16 protein-coding genes are annotated in these 20,590 nt (G+C 43.5%); all 16 read left to right on the top strand.

The window, feature by feature from the left end; all coding sequences use genetic code 11:
- Positions 1-11: 11 nt before the first annotated feature.
- The 16 genes from ACDD58_RS17495 (at position 12) to ACDD58_RS17420 (ending at position 20,470) form a co-directional block, all read left to right on the top strand.
- Positions 12-1,025, top strand: a complete 1,014-nt coding sequence (locus ACDD58_RS17495) for an NAD(P)H-dependent glycerol-3-phosphate dehydrogenase (protein WP_117919544.1) — start codon at positions 12-14, stop codon at positions 1,023-1,025.
- Between the two features lie 12 nt (positions 1,026-1,037).
- Positions 1,038-1,478, top strand: a complete 441-nt coding sequence (locus ACDD58_RS17490; protein WP_117919546.1) for a dUTP diphosphatase — start codon at positions 1,038-1,040, stop codon at positions 1,476-1,478.
- Between the two features lie 3 nt (positions 1,479-1,481).
- Positions 1,482-2,408, top strand: a complete 927-nt coding sequence (locus ACDD58_RS17485) for a hypothetical protein (RefSeq protein WP_370778532.1) — start codon at positions 1,482-1,484, stop codon at positions 2,406-2,408.
- Positions 2,380-3,414 (top strand): radical SAM protein, encoded by a 1,035-nt coding sequence (locus ACDD58_RS17480; protein WP_370778531.1) that lies wholly within the window; start codon positions 2,380-2,382, stop codon positions 3,412-3,414. Before ACDD58_RS17485 ends, ACDD58_RS17480 begins: the two co-directional genes overlap by 29 nt.
- 12 nt (positions 3,415-3,426) lie before the next feature.
- Positions 3,427-4,131 (top strand): SDR family oxidoreductase, encoded by a 705-nt coding sequence (locus ACDD58_RS17475; RefSeq protein ID WP_370778530.1) that lies wholly within the window; start codon positions 3,427-3,429, stop codon positions 4,129-4,131.
- Between the two features lie 246 nt (positions 4,132-4,377).
- The gene (locus tag ACDD58_RS17470; protein WP_015521323.1) at positions 4,378-5,490 is read left to right on the top strand and encodes an ABC transporter ATP-binding protein; all 1,113 of its coding nucleotides are present in this window, start codon (positions 4,378-4,380) and stop codon (positions 5,488-5,490) included.
- Between the two features lie 144 nt (positions 5,491-5,634).
- Positions 5,635-6,729, top strand: coding sequence for a PucR family transcriptional regulator (locus tag ACDD58_RS17465; RefSeq protein WP_370778529.1), 1,095 nt, complete (start codon positions 5,635-5,637; stop codon positions 6,727-6,729).
- A 48-nt stretch (positions 6,730-6,777) separates the two neighbouring features.
- Positions 6,778-8,700: a type IIA DNA topoisomerase subunit B gene (locus ACDD58_RS17460; protein WP_006859068.1), complete on the top strand. Its 1,923-nt coding sequence runs from the start codon at positions 6,778-6,780 to the stop codon at positions 8,698-8,700.
- A gap of 107 nt (positions 8,701-8,807) precedes the next feature.
- A complete protein-coding gene (locus tag ACDD58_RS17455; RefSeq protein WP_370778528.1) occupies positions 8,808-11,057 on the top strand; it encodes a DNA topoisomerase (ATP-hydrolyzing) subunit A in 2,250 nt (749 codons plus the stop codon).
- Entirely contained in the window at positions 11,054-11,854 is an 801-nt protein-coding gene (locus tag ACDD58_RS17450) for a CPBP family intramembrane glutamic endopeptidase (protein WP_006859067.1), read from the top strand. Before ACDD58_RS17455 ends, ACDD58_RS17450 begins: the two co-directional genes overlap by 4 nt.
- Positions 11,855-12,050: 196 nt before the next feature.
- Positions 12,051-12,479 (top strand): GNAT family N-acetyltransferase, encoded by a 429-nt coding sequence (locus ACDD58_RS17445; protein ID WP_006859066.1) that lies wholly within the window; start codon positions 12,051-12,053, stop codon positions 12,477-12,479.
- Positions 12,476-13,468 (top strand): hypothetical protein, encoded by a 993-nt coding sequence (locus ACDD58_RS17440; RefSeq protein WP_370778527.1) that lies wholly within the window; start codon positions 12,476-12,478, stop codon positions 13,466-13,468. The genes ACDD58_RS17445 and ACDD58_RS17440 overlap by 4 nt, the downstream gene beginning before the upstream one ends.
- 62 nt (positions 13,469-13,530) lie before the next feature.
- Complete coding sequence (locus ACDD58_RS17435; protein WP_370778526.1) at positions 13,531-13,812, top strand: hypothetical protein; 282 nt, start codon at positions 13,531-13,533, stop codon at positions 13,810-13,812.
- Positions 13,784-13,987: a DUF6198 family protein gene (locus ACDD58_RS17430; protein ID WP_370778525.1), complete on the top strand. Its 204-nt coding sequence runs from the start codon at positions 13,784-13,786 to the stop codon at positions 13,985-13,987. The genes ACDD58_RS17435 and ACDD58_RS17430 overlap by 29 nt, the downstream gene beginning before the upstream one ends.
- A 355-nt stretch (positions 13,988-14,342) precedes the next feature.
- Positions 14,343-18,917, top strand: coding sequence for a glutamate synthase large subunit (gene gltB / locus ACDD58_RS17425; RefSeq protein WP_370778524.1), 4,575 nt, complete (start codon positions 14,343-14,345; stop codon positions 18,915-18,917).
- Between the two features lie 59 nt (positions 18,918-18,976).
- On the top strand, positions 18,977-20,470 hold the full coding sequence (locus ACDD58_RS17420) for a glutamate synthase subunit beta (RefSeq protein WP_006859062.1): 1,494 nt from the start codon (positions 18,977-18,979) through the stop codon (positions 20,468-20,470).
- Positions 20,471-20,590: the final 120 nt, after the last annotated feature.

Here is a 20,590-nt window from a genome sequence, read left to right as displayed (position 1 = left end):
GAGGAATCGGCATGTCAAAGACAGCGGTTATTGGTGCAGGAAGCTGGGGTACAGCACTTTCTCTGGTATTACATACAAATGGCAATGATGTGACAGTCTGGTCAATCGTGGAGCAGGAGATACAGATGCTCCGTGAAAAACATGAGCATGTGGATAAACTTCCGGGAGTAAAATTGCCGGAAGATATTACGTTTACAACAGATTTAAAAGAAGCGATCGAAGGAAAAGATTATCTGATCCTTGCAGTACCTTCTGTTTTTACAAGAAGCACAGCGAAATCTATGACTCCTTTCGTGAAAAAGGGACAGGTGATCGTCTGTGTGGCAAAAGGGATTGAGGAAGACACGCTTATGACACTTTCTGATATTGTAGAGCAGGAGATTCCTGCCGCAGATGTAGCAGTAATGTGTGGACCAAGCCATGCTGAGGAGGTCGGAATCGGACTCCCTACCACGGTAGTTGCCGGTGCAAGAAAAAAATCTGTGGCTGAGGGTGTGCAGGATATCTTTATGAACGAAGTATTCCGTGTATACACAAGCCCGGATGTCCTTGGAATGGAGCTTGGCGGATCTTTGAAAAATGTGATCGCGCTTGCAGCAGGAATGGCAGATGGACTTGGATATGGAGACAATACCAAGGCAGCTTTGATCACACGCGGTATTTTTGAAATCAGCAGACTTGCAATTAAGATGGGGGCAAATGCTGAGACGTTAAACGGACTTACCGGCATCGGTGATCTGATTGTAACCTGTGAGAGTAAACATTCAAGAAACCGTAAAGCCGGTATGCTGATGGGACAGGGTTACACGATGAAGCAGGCGATGGATGAAGTAAAGATGGTTGTTGAGGGTGTTTACTCTGCGAAAGCAGCCATTGCGCTTGCAAGAAAATACGAAGTAGATATGCCGATCATTGAGGAGATCAATCATGTTCTGTTTGACGATAAAACGGCAAAAGATGCAGTGCGCGAGCTGATGCTGCGTGACCGCAGGGAAGAACACAGCAGTTTAGAGTGGGCAGAATAGACAGGAGTAAAAATGGAACAGCAGACAATCAGGATTAAATATCATTCAGATGAGATAGAAAAACTTACTTATATTGACGGAAAAAGTGACTGGATCGATCTTCGGTCAGCAGAGCATGTTGTATTAAAAAAAGGCGAATTTAAGCTGATAAAACTTGGAGTATCCATGCAGCTTCCGGCAGGATATGAGGCGGTCATCGTACCGAGAAGTTCTACCTATAAGAATTTTGGAATCATTCAGACGAATCATATGGGTGTCGTGGATGAAAGTTATTGCGGAGATGATGATGTGTGGATGATGCCGGCACTTGCAATGCGTGATACAGAGATCAATGTCAATGACCGCATCTGCCAGTTCCGTATCCAGAAACACCAGCCGGTTATTCATTTTGAAGAGACGGATACATTAGGCAATGAAAATCGTGGTGGTATCGGCAGTACCGGAAGAGCGTAAAAGATGATATATATATTTTGTGCCTTGTACCATGAGGCAGAACCATTGATTCGTGAATATGGACTGAAAAAAAAGACAGATGAAACTTGTTTCCCTGTCTTTTTTGATGAGGAAGAAAATATTCTGCTCACAGTAACAGGATGTGGAATGAATGCGGCAGCAGCTGCGGTAATGCGAATCTTCACAAAGAGAACTCCACAACCGGAGGATTTTCTGGTAAATATCGGAACCTGTGCGTGGATATCCTGTGGAGAACATGGAGTATATGTACCCGATGATAGTGGATATCAATCTAAAAAAAAGATATATCTGTGTAAAAAGATTACAGAACATGTGACGGGACGAACGTTTTATCCGGATATTTTGTACAGACATCCTTTTACAGAAGCAGAGATTATAACAGGAGCAGTGGCTTACTGCGTCAAAGACAGGATGAAATTCATAAAAAAATATGAAAAATCTGCAAAAAACAGCGTATCAGACAGTTTTTTGTATGATATGGAAGCATCAGCCGTGTATCAGTCCGGGGCATATTTTTTTGGACCGCATCAGATGTCATTCCTGAAAATTGTGACAGATGATGGAAATGTACAGAATATGTCAGCAGAAGTGCTAAGACAAAGTGTTGAAGGTGTAGTTGCAAAAATCAGTCATTATCTGGATGAACTGGTAAAGATTGGCGAAATGAAAAGATCACAGTATGAAAAAAAAGCCAGCGAAGTATCAGAATTTGCGCAGCGGTTAAGCACCGATATGCACTGCTCGGCAGTGATGCGTGCTTCGGTGGAACAGCAGTTAAAATATGCTTCACTTGCGGGGATTGACTATCAGGGGGTTATCAGCGAAATGTATCAGAGCGGGAAATTGCCCTGCAGGGATAAAAGAGAGGGGAAACGCTGTTTTGAAGAGCTTGGACGAAAATTATTATAATCCGTTTTTTTCTCATATTTATGTGGAAGAAGAAATAGCAGATCATCCGCGGGTAAAGAAGATCCTCACACGGTTTGAAAATGCAGAAGTTGTATATATCAGACATTATAAAGATATATTCTGCAGACGCAGACAGGATTATGAGGAACAGCACCATGCGCAGAACCTGATCCTGGCGAAAAAGACAGGCAGTCTGATCTATCAGGGCGCCCCGGTGTGCCAGAATTTTGGAAATACCTGGTTTTATTATACTTCCTGCATGATGAACTGTATTTACGATTGTGAATACTGCTACTTAAAAGGAATGTACCCTTCGGCTAATATTGTAATTTTTGTTAACATAGAAGATATTTTTAAAGAACTACATCAGATGCTGTCAGAGCATCCGGTATATCTGTGTGTGTCCTATGATACGGATCTTTTAGCGTTCGATTCCGTGACCGGTTACGTCAGGGAATGGGAACATTTTGTACTGGAAGAAAACAAAAGATCACCGAATCCGCTTAAAATTGAAATCCGCACGAAATCAGCGAATGAAAAATCTTTTGAAAGCCTTATTCCGGATGAAAATATTATTTATGCGTTTACATTATCACCACAGCGTGTTACAGAACAGTATGAGCATAATACGCCATCGTTAAAACAGCGTATTTCCTGTGTAACAGGGGCGGTTCAGAAAGGCTTTCCGGTGCGTCTGTGTTTTGATCCGATGATATACTGTCCAGACTGGCAGCAGGAGTATGATGAAATGATAAAACTTGTTGCAAAAGAAGTACCGATGGATCAGATCTTTGATGTCAGTGTCGGTTCTTTCCGTGTATCACAGGATTATTTGAAAAAAATGAGAAAAAGCGAACCTTATTCTGCGGTGGTACAGTTTCCATTTCAGAATGATAGCGGTGTGTATCATTATGGAAAAGAGCTGACAGAACAGATGGAACACTATCTGACCGGTAAACTTCTGCAATATGTGCCGGAAGATAAGATTTTCCGGTGGGAGTTGTGAGAAAGGAATAGTATGATACAGACAGCTATTGTAACAGGCGCTTCATCCGGTATCGGACGCGCTGTCAGTGAAAAATTATGTGCGCTGGGATATGATGTATTTGGTATCGGGCGCAGGTTTGATTCAAAAGTGGAAACAGAACAAAATGTGGGTGTATTCCATCCAATCATCTGTGATCTGACTGACACGGACAAACTGTGTGCCATCGTAAAACAGATCACATCGGAACACACAGTAAAAATCCTTGTCAATAATGCAGGGGCAGCTTACTATGGACTTCATGAAGAACTGAATCCAAAGAAGATACAGGAAATGGTCCGCGTGAACTTAGAAGTACCATTGATCCTTACACAGCAGCTTTTACGGACACTGAAGAAAAATAACGGTTATATCATCAATATATCGTCTGTTACGGCAAAACAGCCAAGTCCGCATGGATGTGCTTATGCTGCAACTAAGGCAGGACTTGCAGCATTTTCTGCAAGTTTATTTGAAGAGGCAAGAAAATATGGGGTTAAAGTGACTGCGATATACCCGGATATGACTGAAACAAATCTGTACCGGAATGCGGATTTTACAGTTGGAGAAGAAAAAGCATCTTATCTCACCCCGGAAGAAGTGGCAGAGGCAGTGGAATATGTGCTAAAGCAGCGGGAGGGAATCGTAATTCCGGAACTTGTATTAAGGCCGCAGCTTCACCGAATCCGTAAAAAATGATTATGCCTGATCTTAAAATAAGCTTTTTATAAAAAAGAAGAACATCTGTATCCGTCAATCTGTACAGTTTTTGATAAAAAAGCCGTCAGTTTGACGAAAAAAGGAAAAAGATGCACAGAGCACTGTGACATCCTACAAGAAAAACAAAAATTCTTTGTGTAGGAGACATATGGCGCTTTTTGCATCTTTTTTGTATAGTATAGTTATCAAATAACGAAACACAAATATCAGGAGGTATTTAGACCAATGGCAAGTTTATCATTAAAAAACATTTGCAAAGTTTATCCAAACGGTTTTGAGGCTGTTAAGGATTTCAACCTTGAAGTAGAAGATCAGGAGTTCATCATTTTCGTAGGACCATCCGGATGTGGTAAATCTACTACACTTCGTATGATCGCCGGACTTGAGGAGATTTCCTCTGGTGAGTTCTATATCGACGGAAAGCTCATGAACGATGTTGAGCCAAAAGACAGAGATATCGCAATGGTATTCCAGAACTACGCTCTGTATCCTCATATGACCGTTTTCGATAACATGGCATTCGGATTAAAATTAAGAAAAGTTCCTAAGGATGAAATCAAGAGAAAAGTTGAAGAAGCAGCTAAGATTCTTGACCTTGAGAAATTATTAGACCGTAAACCAAAGGCTTTATCCGGTGGACAGAGACAGCGTGTTGCTATGGGACGTGCCATCGTTCGTAATCCTAAGGTATTCCTTATGGATGAGCCGTTATCCAACCTGGATGCAAAACTTCGTGTACAGATGCGTTCTGAGATCGCTTCTTTACATAACAGATTAAAAGCAACTATCATCTATGTAACACATGATCAGACCGAGGCTATGACACTTGGTACCAGAATCGTTGTATTAAAAGATGGTGTTATCATGCAGGTTGATTCTCCGCAGAAATTATACAATGAGCCGAACAACTTATTCGTTGCAGGATTCATTGGTTCTCCGCAGATGAACTTCATCGATACAAAATGTAAAGTTGAGGGAGACAAAGTTTCTCTTACATTCGATAACACAACAATCGTATTACCACCAGCAAAAGCAAAGAAACTTGCAGATGCAGGATGCAACGGAAAGACAGTTGTTATGGGTATCAGACCAGAGGATATTGGAGATTCCGAGATTGAGATCGAAGCACACCAAGATTGCGCATTCGAGGCTGATGTAACAGGATACGAGTTATTAGGTTCTGAGGTATTATTATACTTCAAAGTAGCAGGCACAAGCATGACTGCAAAAGTTGATTCCAGAACAACAGCACGTATGGGAGATCACATCAAACTTGCTATTGATCCTGAGAAGATTCATGTTTTCGACAAAGAAACAGAATTGACAATTACCAACTAATTCGGTAAAATTAAACAGAACATCATTTAAAATAAAACTGGGTACAGTGATGTACCCAGTTTTTGTTCGTCAGTAAGGATGAAATTATAGATCGGATGATGGGTGGAACTAGACGAAGGGGAGATATCGGAAAGGAAATAGATTATGATTTCAAACCATAAAATACAGACAGCACTTGATGAGATAAAGGATATATCGAGAATTGATCTTGCACTTTACACGGAAAAAGGAAAGCCGGTTGCAGCAACATTTGAGCCGGAGGGAGATTTAGAAGGTGCAATCACATCTTTTGCAGATTCCATGGCTGAGAGCCAGATGCTCTCAGGATATCATTTTTTTAAGGTGATCGCTGATGGAGAGATAGAATATATTCTGCTGACCAAATCACAGGCAGAGGATGCTTATATGGTGGGACGCCTTGCAGTCTGCCAGATCAGAAACCTTGCGGCTGCCTACATGGAGCAGTTCGACCGCAACAATTTCATGCAGAATATTCTGCTTGGAAATATGTTGGTCGTAGATATGTACAATAAGGCACAGAAACTTCATATCGAGCAGGCGGAGCGTGTGGTTTATGTGATCGATTTAGAAGATAAGAAAGATTCCACCGCAGTGGAGCTTGTGAAAAATCTCTTTGCAACCAAGATGCGTGATTATGTGACAGAAGTGGACGAGCAGAGCATCGTCCTGATCAAGGATGTTCGCGACGTGAAGAATGAAGATGAATTACAGAAATTGGCCGATATGATTGTGGACAATATGCATACCGAGGCAATGGTGCGCGTGAGGGTCGGCTACGGCAATCAGGTGAATAATCTGCCGGATATTGCAAAATCCTATCAGGAGGCAAAGATGGCGCTTGAGGTTGGAAAGATTTTCTATGCGGAAAAAGAGACGATCGCATATCGTTATCTTGGTATCGGGCGTCTGATCTACCAGCTTCCGATGAGTCTCTGTGAGATGTTTATTCATGAGGTGTTTGGGGATGAGATCCCGGATATTTTTAATGAAGAGACAACGACGACGATTCAGAAGTTTTTTGAAAACAATCTGAACATTTCAGAGACTGCCAGACAGCTTTATGTGCACAGAAATACCCTGGTGTACCGTCTGGAGCGTTTGGAAAAGATCATCGGGCTTGATATCCGTAAATTTGACGATGCGATGACATTTAAACTTGCGCTGATGGTTATTTCGCATATGCAGTATGCGAGACGTCAGGATACGGATCAGAAATAGAAATTCATTATAAAAAGTAATAGATTTAGCAGGAAAGGGAAAAAAGAAATGGCAAAGACAGGCGGCTATGACGAGAGCAGTATTTCCGTTCTCGAAGGGCTTGAGGCGGTAAGAAAAAGACCGGGAATGTATATCGGAAGTGTTTCGCGCAAAGGATTGAATCACCTGATCTACGAGATTGTGGACAATGCAGTGGATGAACATCTTGCGGGAGCCTGCGATACGATCTGTGTAACATTAGAAGCGGATGGTTCCTGTACCGTTGAGGATAACGGACGAGGCGTTCCGGTCGGCATGCATGCAAAGGGAGTTTCAGCTGCGCGTATTGTTTATACGACGCTTCATGCAGGAGGAAAGTTTGATGATTCCGCTTATAAGACCAGTGGAGGACTGCATGGAGTAGGTTCGTCTGTTGTAAATGCATTGTCGACACATATGGATGTATGGATCAGCAGGGATGGTTACATTCATCACGATGGTTATGAGCGTGGTATTCCGGTGGTGGAACTGGAAAACGGGCTTCTTCCGACCATTGGAAAAACGAAAAAAACCGGTACGAAGGTCAATTTTCTTCCGGATCCTGAGATTTTTGAAAAGACCAGATTCAAAGAGGACGAAGTAAAAAGCCGTATGCATGAGACGGCATACTTGAACCCGGCACTGACGATTATTTATGAGGATAAACGTGGACCGGAAGTGGAACATATTGTATATCATGAGGAAGAGGGTATCATTGGTTTTGTCAAGGATCTGAACAAAAAGAACGAGGTGCTTCACGATGTGGTGTATTTTAAGGGCGAGCAGGACGGAATCACGGTTGAGGCAGCATTCCAGTATACCAATGAGTTCCATGAGAATATTTTAGGATTCTGCAACAATATTTTTAATGCGGAGGGTGGTACGCATATCACGGGATTTAAGACGGTGTTTACCACAGTCATCAATTCCTATGCGAGAGAACTTGGCATTTTAAAGGAAAAGGATTCTAATTTTACGGGAGCGGATGTCCGTAATGGTATGACGGCGATCGTTTCCATCAAACACCCGGATCCACGTTTTGAGGGACAGACCAAGACGAAACTGGACAATCAGGATGCAGCGCGTGTCACGGCAAAAGTGACCGGGGATGAGATACAGCTTTATTTTGACAAAAATTTAGAGGTATTAAAGACCGTGATCTCCTGCGCGGAGAAAGCGGCAAAGATCCGCAAGACCGAGGAGCGCGCGAAGACGAATCTTCTGACAAAACAGAAATTCTCTTTTGATTCCAACGGAAAGCTTGCCAACTGTGAGAGCAGGGACGCGTCGATCTGTGAGATATTTATCGTCGAGGGAGATTCCGCGGGAGGTTCTGCAAAGACGGCGCGTGACCGTAATTTTCAGGCAATCCTGCCGATCCGTGGTAAGATTTTAAATGTTGAGAAAGCAAGTATTGACAAGGTGCTTGCAAATGCAGAGATCAAGACGATGATCAATGCATTTGGATGTGGTTTTTCCGAAGGATACGGCAATGATTTTGACATTACCAAACTGCGCTATGACAAGATCATCATCATGGCAGATGCCGACGTCGATGGAGCACATATTTCCACACTGCTTCTGACACTGTTTTATCGTTTCATGCCGGAATTGATCTATGAGGGACATGTCTATGTGGCAATGCCGCCGTTATACAAAGCCATCCCGTCTAAGGGCGAGGAAGAGTACCTTTACGACGATGCGGCATTGGAACGTTACCGCAGGAACCATAAGAGCAATTTTACTCTGCAGCGATATAAAGGTCTCGGTGAGATGGATGCGGAGCAGCTCTGGGAGACGACCTTGAACCCGGAAACGAGGATCTTAAAACGCATCGAGATCGAAGATGGACGTATGGCGTCCGATATCACGGAACTTTTGATGGGAAATGATGTGCCGCCGCGCAAGATGTTTATTTATGAACATGCAAAAGACGCAGCACTTGATATCTGATAGAGATGTGGGTGTTACTGGAACGACTGGCAGGGAGCAGACAGTAACATGTGGGCGGGAAGTGAGCAGTGCCAGCTGACTTGTGATGCCCTGAAAAACGGACAGAAATGGAGTATGATATGAATCAGGAAGAACAGATTATCCGCACCGAGTATTCGGAACTGATGCAGAAATCTTATATTGATTATGCCATGAGCGTTATCATCGCGCGTGCACTTCCGGACGTGAGGGACGGTTTAAAACCGGTGCAGCGAAGAACGCTTTATGATATGTATGAACTTGGCATCCGCTATGACAAGCCGTACCGTAAGTGTGCGCGTATTGTCGGTGATACGATGGGTAAATATCATCCGCACGGTGACAGTTCCATCTATGATGCGCTCGTCGTGATGGCGCAGGATTTCAAAAAAGGACTGCCGCTTGTGGATGGACACGGTAATTTTGGTTCCATCGAGGGAGATGGCGCCGCAGCAATGCGTTATACTGAGGCGCGTTTACAGAAGATTACACAGGAAGCCTATTTGGCGGACTTAGATAAAGATGTCGTAAACTTTGTCCCGAACTTTGATGAGACGGAAAAAGAGCCGGAGGTGCTCCCTGTCAAAGTTCCAAATCTGCTTTTAAACGGTGCAGAGGGAATCGCCGTCGGTATGACGACCAGTATCCCGCCGCACAATTTTGGCGAGGTCATTGACGGTGTGATCGCATATATGAAAGACCCGGACATCAATACCGAGCAGATGATGCAGTATATTCCGGGACCTGATTTTCCGACTGGTGGTATCGTTGCAAATAAGGATGAACTGTTAGCCGTTTATTCAACCGGTATGGGAAAAATCAAGATCCGCGGTAAAGTTGAAGTTGAAAAGGGAAAAGGCGGAAAAGACCGTCTTGTGATCACAGAGATCCCGTACACCATGATCGGTGCCAATATCGGAAAATTCTTAAACGATATCTACAGCCTTGTTGAGACAAAGAAAACTTCCGATATCGTTGATATCACAAACCAGTCCTCAAAAGAGGGAATACGCATCGTTCTGGAGCTGAAAAAGGGTGCAGATGTCGAAAATTTAAAAAATCTTCTCTACAAGAAAACAAAACTGGAAGATACCTTTGGCGTTAACATGTTAGCGGTAGCGGACGGAAAACCGGAAACTATGGGAATCGTGCCGATCATCCGCCATCATGTGAATTTCCAGTATGAGCTTGCAACACGCAAATATCAGACACTTCTTGCAAAAGAGCGCGACAAAAAGGAAATTCAGGAAGGTCTGATCAAGGCAACGGATGTCATTGACCTGATCATTGAGATCCTGCGCGGAAGTAAAAATGTGAAGGATGCGAGAGCCTGCTTAACCGACGGTACCACAGATAACATCAATTTTAAATCGGAACAGTCAAAACGAGACGCTGCAAAACTTCGTTTTACGGAGAGACAGACTACGGCGATTCTTGAGATGCGTCTGCAGAAATTAATCGGACTCGAACTCGAAGCACTCTTAAAAGATCATGATGAGACCTTGAAAAATATCGCAAAATATGAGGATATTTTGGGAAGCCGCGCGGCTATGGCGAAAGTCATCATCAAAGAATTGGAGAGTTTTAAGAAAGAGTACGCAAAACCGAGAAAAACGGTGATCGATAACTTAGAGGAAGCGGTCGTTGAGGAGAAGAAGATCGAGGAGATGGATGTTGTATTCTTAATGGATCGTTTTGGATACGCAAAAACCGTGGATGTCGCAACGTATGAGAGAAATAAGGAGGCGGCAAACACAGAAAACCGCTATATCCTGACCTGCAAAAATACGGACAAGATCTGCATTTTTACCAATAAGGGACAGATGCATCTGTTAAAGGTGTTAGATCTTCCTTACGGTAAATTCCGAGACAAGGGAACGCCGATCGATAACCTGAGTAATTATAACAGCAGCGAGGAAAATTTTGTCTACATCACGAACCTTGCGGCAATCAGCCATTCCCAGGTGTTGTTTGGAACAAAATCTGCTATGCTTAAAGTCGTGGATGGAAGTGAGTTTGACGTTGCAAAACGAACCACGGCTGCGACAAAATTAAATGAGGGCGATGAGCTGATCTTTGTACAGGCACTTGCACTTGAGGAGACGCTCGTGATGCAGTCCGAAAAAGACTTTTTCCTACGGATCGACATTTCCAGTATCCCGGAAAAGAAAAAGGGAGCAGTCGGTGTGCGCGGCATGAAATTAGGTGCCGGGGACGCGCTTGCGGCGATCTATCTTCTGAATGCGGAAGATGTAGTAAATATTGAAGTAAAAGGCACAGAAGTGGCATTAAACCGTCTGCGCACCGCGGGACGTGATACGAAGGGAACCAAACGATGAAACAGACAAAGGGCTTCCAGATCTGGCAGATTATTTATCCGGTCGGGCTTTACTATGTGGTATCAAGTCTCTGTTATTTTGCATTGGAGATACTTCTCGGCAGTGCAGATGAGACTTACATGCTGCGCCAGCTTGTGGGTGATGCAGTTACGATTCCGGTCATATTAAAATTTTATATGGCAGATCAAAACATCCGGGATACTGTTTACGGAAAAAAGAAGTTTCGCTTTAGCAGTGAGCAGGCAATCAATATTGCCGTGACCGTTGTGTCCGTAGCGGCACTTGGAATTGCAGTCAACAATATCATTGCGATGACATCATTAATTCAGGCATCAGAAGGGTTCCAGACTGCAAATCAGGCATTTTTTGCAGGCGCAGCAGTCTATGAGTTCCTTGGATCCTGTTTTCTGATCCCAATCGCGGAAGAATTATTATTCAGGGGCGTGGTTTATCAGAGACTAAAATTGATGTTGGGTGTCGCCCCTGCAATTATTTGTTCCGCATTGATCTTTGGACTGGTGCATGCGAACCTGGTGCAGTTTCTGTATGCGGCGGTTTTGGGATGTCTGCTTGCATTTTTGTATGAAAAAACAGGATTTTTCTATGTGCCGGTACTGGGACACATCGCAGCAAACACTGTGTCGGTCGTGCGTGAGGAAACGGGATGGCTGTCCTTTGGCTATACGACGGATGCGAAAGGAATTGGATTTACGGCAGTGATGCTTGTGGTGGCTGGCGCTGTGATATGGGGGTTCTGGAAGTGGAAGAAGAATGTGGAATTTGACGAGAGAGCCTGAAGCTGCATGAACTATAGTTTATGAAAAAAAAAGAATGATAGACAGCATATGTAAGCAGAGAGCCGGAAATGCGTATAAATTGCGGATTTTCCGGCTTTTATCAATACGGAAAAATGAATTTTTTATGAGCGATAAGGAGTGGATAAAAAGATATCTTTGCAGTGCACTAAGACGAAAATAGAGATGGGGTAAATGTATGATAAGAAAAATGGAAGAAAAGGATATATCTGATGTTTTGCAGATATGGCTTGAGACAAACATTAAGGCACATAGTTTTATAGACAAGGAATATTGGACCGGCAATTATGAAATGGTGAAACAGATTCTGCCGGAAGCAGAAGTATACGTATATGAAGAGGAAAAAAATGGTCAGATAGATGGTTTTATCGGAATAAATGATTGCTATATCGAGGGATTGTTTGTGAAAGAATCTGCACAATCGATGGGAATTGGAAAATGTCTGCTGGATTATGTAAAAAGCAGAAAAACCGAATTGTGTTTATGTGTATACGAAAAGAATGTGCATGCAATTTACTTTTATCAGAGGGAGAATTTCTTGATTCAGGCGGAAGAAACAGATGAAGATACAAACGAAAAAGAGTATGTTATGAGGTGGGGAAAATGAAAAATAAATTAGTCATGGCGATGATTACTGTTATACTTGCAAGTGAGTGTTTTGCTGGATGCAGTAAAAAAACAATAGAAAATTCTGCTGCTTCAAACGCGTCAGTATTGGAAGAAAATGAGAAAGAAGCAGAAAACGCGAAGAAAACAAAAAATGCAGAAGAGATGTCGGAAAAACTGAAAACAGGAAATACGGAAGAAATGTTAGAAAACATATCAGAAGACACAGAAAAAGAATCAGGTACAGAAATCTCTGAAACTACAGAAAATACTTCTGATGCACAGACACAAAAATATGTCGTGGAGAATCAGGAGTATGTATATTCCACATACAGCGATATCGGTCAGTTAGGGGAAGAGGGAAACTATTATAATTCAGATTATCCGGGGAAGGATGCATATGAAGTGCCTATATTTGAGACAACGGCAGATCTCACACACGATGGGATTGCAGACCTCATTTCCGTAGTTGGATATGGCAGTGAGCCGGATGCATCGGTAGACGATGTTGTAAGCAACAGTTCGTATGGATGTTATGTGAAAGTATATCGTGGAACAAAAGACGGAGAATATGAGAGTCATCCGCGGTTTATCAGCCGAAACTTTCACCTGTCACATGCAGGCAATGGAACAATATGTCTTTCAAAAAAAGATGGTCTGGACTATCTGCTTATAAGCATGACCTACGAAATGCAGGGAACTGCCCAATATGACTTTGCAGCCTTTTATGTGGATGATGAAAAGGGAATCGTGATAGAAGACACCTATGGCGTTGAATTTGCAGTTGACAAGGATGAACACCAGGACTGGAACGAATGTACACACAGGGAAGATGTCGTCCCGCTTTTGCAGGAAAAAATGACGCCATACTTAGATGATTCCACGCTTCTTCTGTCACTTGACATTGATAATGGTGCTTTGTATAGTTGTGAGGAGAAAACACTGGAGGGAAATGACTTCTTTGACCAAATATGGGAAAGAAACTATTAGTCCATGACAATGGAATTGAAACACATTGTAACAGATGAGCGAAAGAAATCAGGGAAAGAACAATGAATATGACACTGGTGATCTACACACTGTTTGTGCTTGTGGAGATGATCCTGCATCTGATCCGGCATTTCCGGTATCAGAAGGCAGAGGGAGAAACTTTGATGCACGCACAGAAAATGGACATCCGTCTGACACTGCTTATGGATCTGCTGCAGTTGCCGTTAAGTCTTATTTTCACAAGGTTTCTGAATCTGTTTTCGGCAGTGATTCTGGTATTTGGGGAGACATACCCAAATCAACTTGCCGGAAGCTATGCAGGCGATCGCAGACACGGTACATAAGAGTGTGGGATTTACCAAAAACTGTTTTGACCTCTTCAACATCTGTATCACGATCACAGTCGGACTGGTCTGTCAGGGACATCTGATCGGAATCGGGCTTGGAACGGTGGTGGCAGTGATCGGAGTCGGACGTGTAATCACAATTTTTAACCATGGATTTAAAAAAAATGGATGAGCTGGCAGGCATGGAAGCATAGATCTGCAGGTAAAAGAGCGGAAAGACACAGATACAATTTAAACACAATTTAATAGAAATAATAAAAATGCGAAGATGCAGAAAAATTAATGAATTTTTTTTGCATCTTTTTTCTGCTGAATTGTTTGTATAGATATTATTTTGAGAGAAAATAAATAAAAAAGACAGATAATATACATATATTTCATGCAATTATCATATTATCAGATAATATAAAGAAAAAACTGGTAGACAAACGAATATGAAAGTTGTATATTAATACATAACAAATCCGACAAAAGACAACTGTTTTTCAGGCAAAGACAGATGAGTGGATGGAGAAAGGAAGTTGAAGATGAAAGAGCAGAAATTAGACCGTTTTTCTGTAGCGGGCAGCTGTAAGACAGAAACCGGAATGTATGATCCGAGATTTGAACATGATAACTGCGGTATCGGTGCTGTTGTCAATATCAAAGGTATCAAGACACATGCAACGGTAGAGAATGCATTAAAGATCGTAGAAAACTTGAAACACAGAGCAGGTAAAGATGCAGAGGGCAAGACAGGTGACGGTGTTGGTATTCTGCTTCAGGTATCACACAAGTTTTTCTCCAAAGTGACAAAACCACTTGGAATCGAGCTTGGAGAGGAGAGAGACTACGGTGTCGGCATGTTTTTCTTCCCGCAGGATGAATTAAAACGCAACCAGGCGAAGAAAATGTTTGAGGTCATCGTGAACAAGGAAGGAATGGAGTTCTTAGGATGGAGAGAAGTTCCAACCGATCCGACCAAACTCGGACAGAAAGCAGTTGACTGTATGCCGTATATTATGCAGGGCTTTGTCAAACGTCCGGCAGAAGTGGCAAAGGGACTTGATTTTGACCGCAAACTGTATGTGGCAAGACGTGTTTTTGAACAGTCCAACGATGATACTTATGTGGTTTCTTTATCCAGCAGAACCATCGTATACAAAGGTATGTTCTTAGTAGAGCAGCTTCGCTTATTCTTTGCTGACTTACAGGATAAAGATTACGAATCAGCGATCGCAACCGTGCACTCCCGTTTCTCCACGAACACGAATCCAAGCTGGGAGAGAGCGCATCCGAACCGTTTTATCGTACATAACGGTGAGATCAACACCATCAAGGGTAATGCGGACAAGATGCTTGCCCGCGAGGAGACGATGGAGTCTGAGCACTTAAAAGGAGAACTGCAGAAGGTACTTCCGGTTATCAATTCCGAGGGTTCCGACTCCGCAATGCTTGATAATACCTTGGAATTTCTGGTTATGAGCGGCATGGAACTTCCACTTGCAGTTATGATCATGATCCCGGAGCCATGGGCAAACAACCGCATCATGTCACAGAAGAAAAAAGATTTCTATCAGTATTATGCGACGATGATGGAGCCGTGGGACGGACCTGCATCTATTCTGTTCTCCGACGGTGATATGATGGGAGCAGTGCTTGACCGCAACGGTCTGCGTCCTTCCCGTTATTACATTACAGATGATGATTATCTGATTCTCTCCTCCGAGGTCGGTGTACTTGATATCGATCCGACAAAGATTCTCGTAAAAGAGCGTCTGCGTCCTGGTAAAATGCTTCTGGTTGATACCGTTGCAGGACGCGTGATCGACGATGATGAGTTGAAAGAAACTTATGCAAACAAACAGCCATACGGTGAATGGCTTGACCGCAACCTCTTAAAACTGGAAGATCTAAAAATCCCGAACGAGCGTGTGCCGGAATACACCAAGGAAGAGCGCCAGAGAATGCAGAAAGCTTTCGGTTATACATTCGAGTCCCTGCGTGAAGCAATTCTTCCAATGGCAAAGAACGGTGGTGAGGGTACATCTGCCATGGGTATTGATACACCACTTGCTGCACTTGCAAGTGATCATCAGCCGTTATTCAATTATTTCAAACAGCTGTTCGCCCAGGTAACGAACCCGCCAATCGATTCGATCCGTGAGAAAGTTGTAACATCCACGACGGTATATATCGGTGAGGACGGTAACCTTTTAGAGGAAAAGGCAGAAAACTGTCAGGTATTGAAAGTAAATAACCCGATTTTAACGAACACGGATCTGATGAAGATCAAATCCATGAAAGTACCGGGATTTAAAGTAGAAGTGATCCCGATTATTTACTATAAGAATACAAGCCTTGAAAAAGCAATCGATCGTCTGTTTGTGGAAGCAGACCGTGCATATAGAGACGGTGCAAATATTCTGATTCTCTCTGACCGTGGAATTGATGAGAATCATGTTCCAATCCCTTCGCTGCTTGCAGTATCTGCCTTACAGCAGCATTTGGTAAGAACGAAAAAGAGAACTTCGGTTGCGATGATCTTAGAGTCCGGAGAACCGAGAGAGGTACATCATTTTGCAACGTTACTCGGTTATGGAGCCTGTGCGATCAACCCATATCTGGTACAGGACACAGTAAAACAGCTTGTGGACGAGCATATGCTTGACAAAGATTACTATGCAGCAGTACAGGATTACAACAATGCAATTTTAAACGGTATCGTAAAGATTGCATCCAAGATGGGTATTTCCACGATCCAGTCCTACGAGGGATCAAAAATCTTTGAGGCAATCGGTATTGATAAAAATGTCATTGATAAATATTTTACTAATACGGTCAGCCGTATTGGTGGTATCACATTAAAAGATATTGAAAATGATGTCAATGAACTTCATTCTGCAGCTTATGATCCGCTTGGCCTTGAATCAGATCTTACCTTAGAGAGCCGCGGACGCCATAAGATGAGAAGTGGAGCAGACCCGCATCTTTATAACCCGGCAACGATTCATCTGTTACAGGAGGCAACCAGACGCGGTGACTATGAACTGTTCAAACAGTACACGGATCTGGTTAATAAGGAAGAAAGAGAGATCACACTGCGTGGACTGATGGATTTCAATTATCCGAAAAAAGGCGTGCCGCTTGAAGAAGTCGAGAGTGTGGAATCTATTGTTCAGAGATTTAAAACAGGTGCTATGTCCTATGGTTCTATTTCACAGGAGGCGCATGAGACACTTGCGATCGCAATGAACCGTCTGCACGGTAAATCCAACTCTGGTGAAGGTGGTGAGGATGCAGAACGTATCGCAAGTAAAAACAGCAGTGTGAACCGTTGTTCTGCGATCAAACAGGTCGCATCCGGACGTTTTGGTGTTACCAGCCAGTACTTAGTCAGTGCACAGGAAATCCAGATCAAAATGGCACAGGGCGCTAAACCTGGTGAAGGCGGACATCTTCCGGGCAAAAAAGTTTATCCGTGGATCGCAAAAACAAGACTTTCCACACCGGGTGTGGCTCTTATTTCCCCGCCGCCACATCACGATATCTACTCCATCGAGGATCTTGAACAGTTGATCTTTGACTTAAAGAACTCGAACCGTGATGCGAGAATCACAGTAAAACTGGTATCTGAGGCAGGTGTGGGTACCGTTGCAGCTGGTGTTGCAAAAGCTGGTGCACAGGTTGTACTGATCTCTGGTTATGACGGTGGTACCGGTGCAGCTCCGGCAAGCTCTATCCACAATGCAGGTCTTCCTTGGGAGCTTGGACTTTCCGAGACACACCAGACTCTGATCATGAACGGACTTAGAAATAAAGTCCGCATTGAGACAGATGGTAAGTTAATGAGTGGCCGTGACGTTGCAATCGCAGCACTGCTCGGTGCGGAAGAATATGGTTTTGCAACCGCTCCGCTTGTAACGTTAGGCTGTGTCATGATGCGTGTTTGTAACTTAGATACCTGTCCGGCAGGTATTGCAACACAGAACCCGGAACTGCGCAAACGTTTTGCAGGAAAACCGGAATATGTTGAGAATTTCATGCGTTTCATTGCAGCAGAGCTAAGAGAATACATGGCAAAACTCGGCTGTAAGACGATTGATGAGATGGTCGGCAGAAGTGATCTGTTAAAGGTTCGTGAGGACTTAAGCGGCAGGGAGAAAGAAATTGATCTTTCCAAGATCTTAAACAACCCGTTTGCAGACCAGAAAAAGAAAGTCATCTTTGATCCGAAACAGGTTTATGATTTCGAACTGGAAAAATCAAAAGATATCACGGTGCTCTTAAAACAGTTAGGACCAGCACTTGAAAAACAGCAGCGCAGAAGTATTGATGTGGAAGTGACAAACACCGACCGCTCCTTCGGTACGATCTTTGGTTCTGAGATCACAAAGAAATATGGTGGTGAGGGACTTCCGGAAGATACATTTATTGTAAAATGCAGTGGCGCAGGCGGACAGAGTTTTGGTGCATTTATCCCGAAAGGGCTGACCTTAGAGTTAGTCGGGGATTCCAACGATTACTTTGGAAAGGGTCTTTCCGGTGGAAAACTGGTTGTTTATGCACCGGCAGGCGTAAAATACAAAAAAGATGAGAATATCATCATCGGTAACGTGGCTCTTTACGGGGCAACCAGTGGAAAAGCATTTATCAGTGGTGTTGCAGGCGAGCGTTTCTGTGTCCGTAACTCCGGTGCATCCGCAGTTGTTGAGGGAGTCGGCGATCATGGATGTGAGTATATGACCGGCGGACGTGTTGTAGTCCTTGGTAAGACTGGAAAGAACTTTGCAGCAGGTATGAGCGGCGGTATCGCATATGTACTCGACGAAGACAACGATCTGTATACAAGAATGAATAAAGAAATGGTATTTTCCGAAGAAATATCCAATAAATATGACGTTATGGAATTAAAAGACATGATCAAAGAGCATGTGGCATTGACCAATTCCGAAAAAGGAAAAGAGATCCTTGATAATTTCAGCGAATACCTGCCGAAATTCAAAAAGGTCATTCCATACGATTATAACCGGATGCTGATGGCAATCGTTCAGATGGAGGAGAAAGGTTTATCCTCAGAACAGGCGCAGATCGAAGCATTCTATGCAAACACAAGAGGTTAAATGAGAAAGATGTTCGTGCGGCGGCATGCCGCATGGCATCATGATGGAGGATATTAATAATGGGAAAACCAACTGGATTTATAGATTATGAGAGAGAAGATGCCAAAGCGATCGAGCCAAAAGAGCGCATCAAAAACTTTAAAGAATTTCATATACCGCTTTCCATGGAAAAACAGCAGATTCAGGGTGCAAGATGTATGAATTGCGGTGTGCCGTTCTGCCAGTCAGGTATGACAATCATGGGAATGACAAGTGGATGTCCACTGCACAATCTGGTGCCTGAATGGAACGATCTTGTCTACACGGGCAACTGGGAGCAGGCATATAACCGTTTAAAGAAAACCAATAACTTCCCGGAATTTACATCACGTGTCTGCCCGGCTCTCTGTGAAGCAGCCTGCACCTGCGGTCACTGGGAAGATCCTGTTACCTGCAAGGCAAATGAGCACGGAATTATCGAAAATGCTTACGCAAAAGGATATGCAGCAGCAAAACCGCCGAGAGTGCGTACCGGAAAGAAAGTTGCAATCATCGGTTCCGGTCCTGCAGGACTTGCGGCAGCAGACCAGTTAAACAAGCGTGGGCATCAGGTGACGGTGTTTGAACGTGACGACCGTGTCGGCGGACTTTTGATGTATGGTATCCCGAACATGAAACTGGAAAAATGGGTGATCGACCGTAAAGTGGATATCATGAAAGAAGAAGGCGTGGAATTTGTAACCAGCGTCAATGTCGGAAAAGATGTAAAGGCAGCGAAGTTATTAAAGGATTATGACCGCGTCATCTTAGCCTGCGGTGCAAAAAATCCGCGAGACATTAAGGCACCAGGACGTGATGCAAAGGGCATTTACTTTGCAGTGGATTTCTTAAAGGCAACCACAAAGAGTCTTTTAGATTCCGACCTGAAAGATAACAATTATATTTCTGCAAAGGGCAAAAAAGTGGTCATCATCGGTGGCGGTGATACCGGAAACGACTGTGTCGGAACATCCATCCGCCATGGCTGCGCGAGCGTGACACAGCTTGAGATGATGCCGAAAGCACCGGATACCAGAGCAGAGAACAACCCGTGGCCGGAGTGGCCGAAAGTCTGCAAGACAGACTACGGTCAGGAGGAAGCGATCGCTGTATTTGGACATGATCCACGTATCTACCAGACGACAGTCAAAGAGTTCTTAAAAGATAAAAATGGCAACTTAAACGGCATTATCACCGTAAAATTAGAGAGCAAAAAGGATGAAAAGACCGGACGCATGGTAATGTCAGAAGTGCCGGGTTCCGAGACGAAACTTGATGCAGATCTGGTTCTGATCGCAGCAGGATTCCTTGGAACAGAAAAATATGTTGCAGATGCGTTTGGCGTCGAGCTGAATGCAAGGACGAACGTGTCGACGGCAGAGGGCGCATATGCGACAAGCGTGAAAAATGTATTTGCAGCAGGCGATGTGCACAGAGGACAGTCTCTTGTCGTGTGGGCGATCCGTGAGGGACGTGAGGTTGCACATGCGGTGGATGAGAGCCTGATGGGATATTCTTACCTGTCGGTACAATAGGGAAAAATAAAAATTGTTGATGGAAATAATATAATAAAAGACCGGAGTGACATGATTTGGGACACTATATGAAATCATGCGGCTCCGGTCTTTTTCAAAAGTTGTTTATTGAAACATTTT

Origin of the sequence: Roseburia sp., from assembly GCF_041325975.1 — a bacterium.
Classification (GTDB): Bacteria; Bacillota; Clostridia; order Lachnospirales; family Lachnospiraceae; genus Roseburia; species Roseburia rectibacter.
The sequence above is the reverse complement of the archived record's forward strand: the minus strand, read 5'-3'. Positions and strand labels throughout refer to the sequence as shown.

What these genes read in the sequence shown, in the direction of transcription:
- ACDD58_RS17495 (WP_117919544.1), top strand. Translation starts at nt 12, where the DNA reads ATGTCAAAGACAGCGGTTATTGGTGCAGGAAGCTGGGGTACAGCACTT.
- ACDD58_RS17490 (WP_117919546.1), top strand. Translation starts at nt 1,038, where the DNA reads ATGGAACAGCAGACAATCAGGATTAAATATCATTCAGATGAGATAGAA.
- ACDD58_RS17485 (WP_370778532.1), top strand. Translation starts at nt 1,482, where the DNA reads ATGATATATATATTTTGTGCCTTGTACCATGAGGCAGAACCATTGATT.
- ACDD58_RS17475 (WP_370778530.1), top strand. Translation starts at nt 3,427, where the DNA reads ATGATACAGACAGCTATTGTAACAGGCGCTTCATCCGGTATCGGACGC.
- ACDD58_RS17470 (WP_015521323.1), top strand. Translation starts at nt 4,378, where the DNA reads ATGGCAAGTTTATCATTAAAAAACATTTGCAAAGTTTATCCAAACGGT.
- ACDD58_RS17465 (WP_370778529.1), top strand. Translation starts at nt 5,635, where the DNA reads ATGATTTCAAACCATAAAATACAGACAGCACTTGATGAGATAAAGGAT.
- ACDD58_RS17460 (WP_006859068.1), top strand. Translation starts at nt 6,778, where the DNA reads ATGGCAAAGACAGGCGGCTATGACGAGAGCAGTATTTCCGTTCTCGAA.
- ACDD58_RS17455 (WP_370778528.1), top strand. Translation starts at nt 8,808, where the DNA reads ATGGAGTATGATATGAATCAGGAAGAACAGATTATCCGCACCGAGTAT.
- ACDD58_RS17450 (WP_006859067.1), top strand. Translation starts at nt 11,054, where the DNA reads ATGAAACAGACAAAGGGCTTCCAGATCTGGCAGATTATTTATCCGGTC.
- ACDD58_RS17445 (WP_006859066.1), top strand. Translation starts at nt 12,051, where the DNA reads ATGATAAGAAAAATGGAAGAAAAGGATATATCTGATGTTTTGCAGATA.
- ACDD58_RS17440 (WP_370778527.1), top strand. Translation starts at nt 12,476, where the DNA reads ATGAAAAATAAATTAGTCATGGCGATGATTACTGTTATACTTGCAAGT.
- ACDD58_RS17435 (WP_370778526.1), top strand. Translation starts at nt 13,531, where the DNA reads ATGAATATGACACTGGTGATCTACACACTGTTTGTGCTTGTGGAGATG.
- ACDD58_RS17430 (WP_370778525.1), top strand. Translation starts at nt 13,784, where the DNA reads ATGCAGGCGATCGCAGACACGGTACATAAGAGTGTGGGATTTACCAAA.
- gltB (WP_370778524.1), top strand. Translation starts at nt 14,343, where the DNA reads ATGAAAGAGCAGAAATTAGACCGTTTTTCTGTAGCGGGCAGCTGTAAG.
- ACDD58_RS17420 (WP_006859062.1), top strand. Translation starts at nt 18,977, where the DNA reads ATGGGAAAACCAACTGGATTTATAGATTATGAGAGAGAAGATGCCAAA.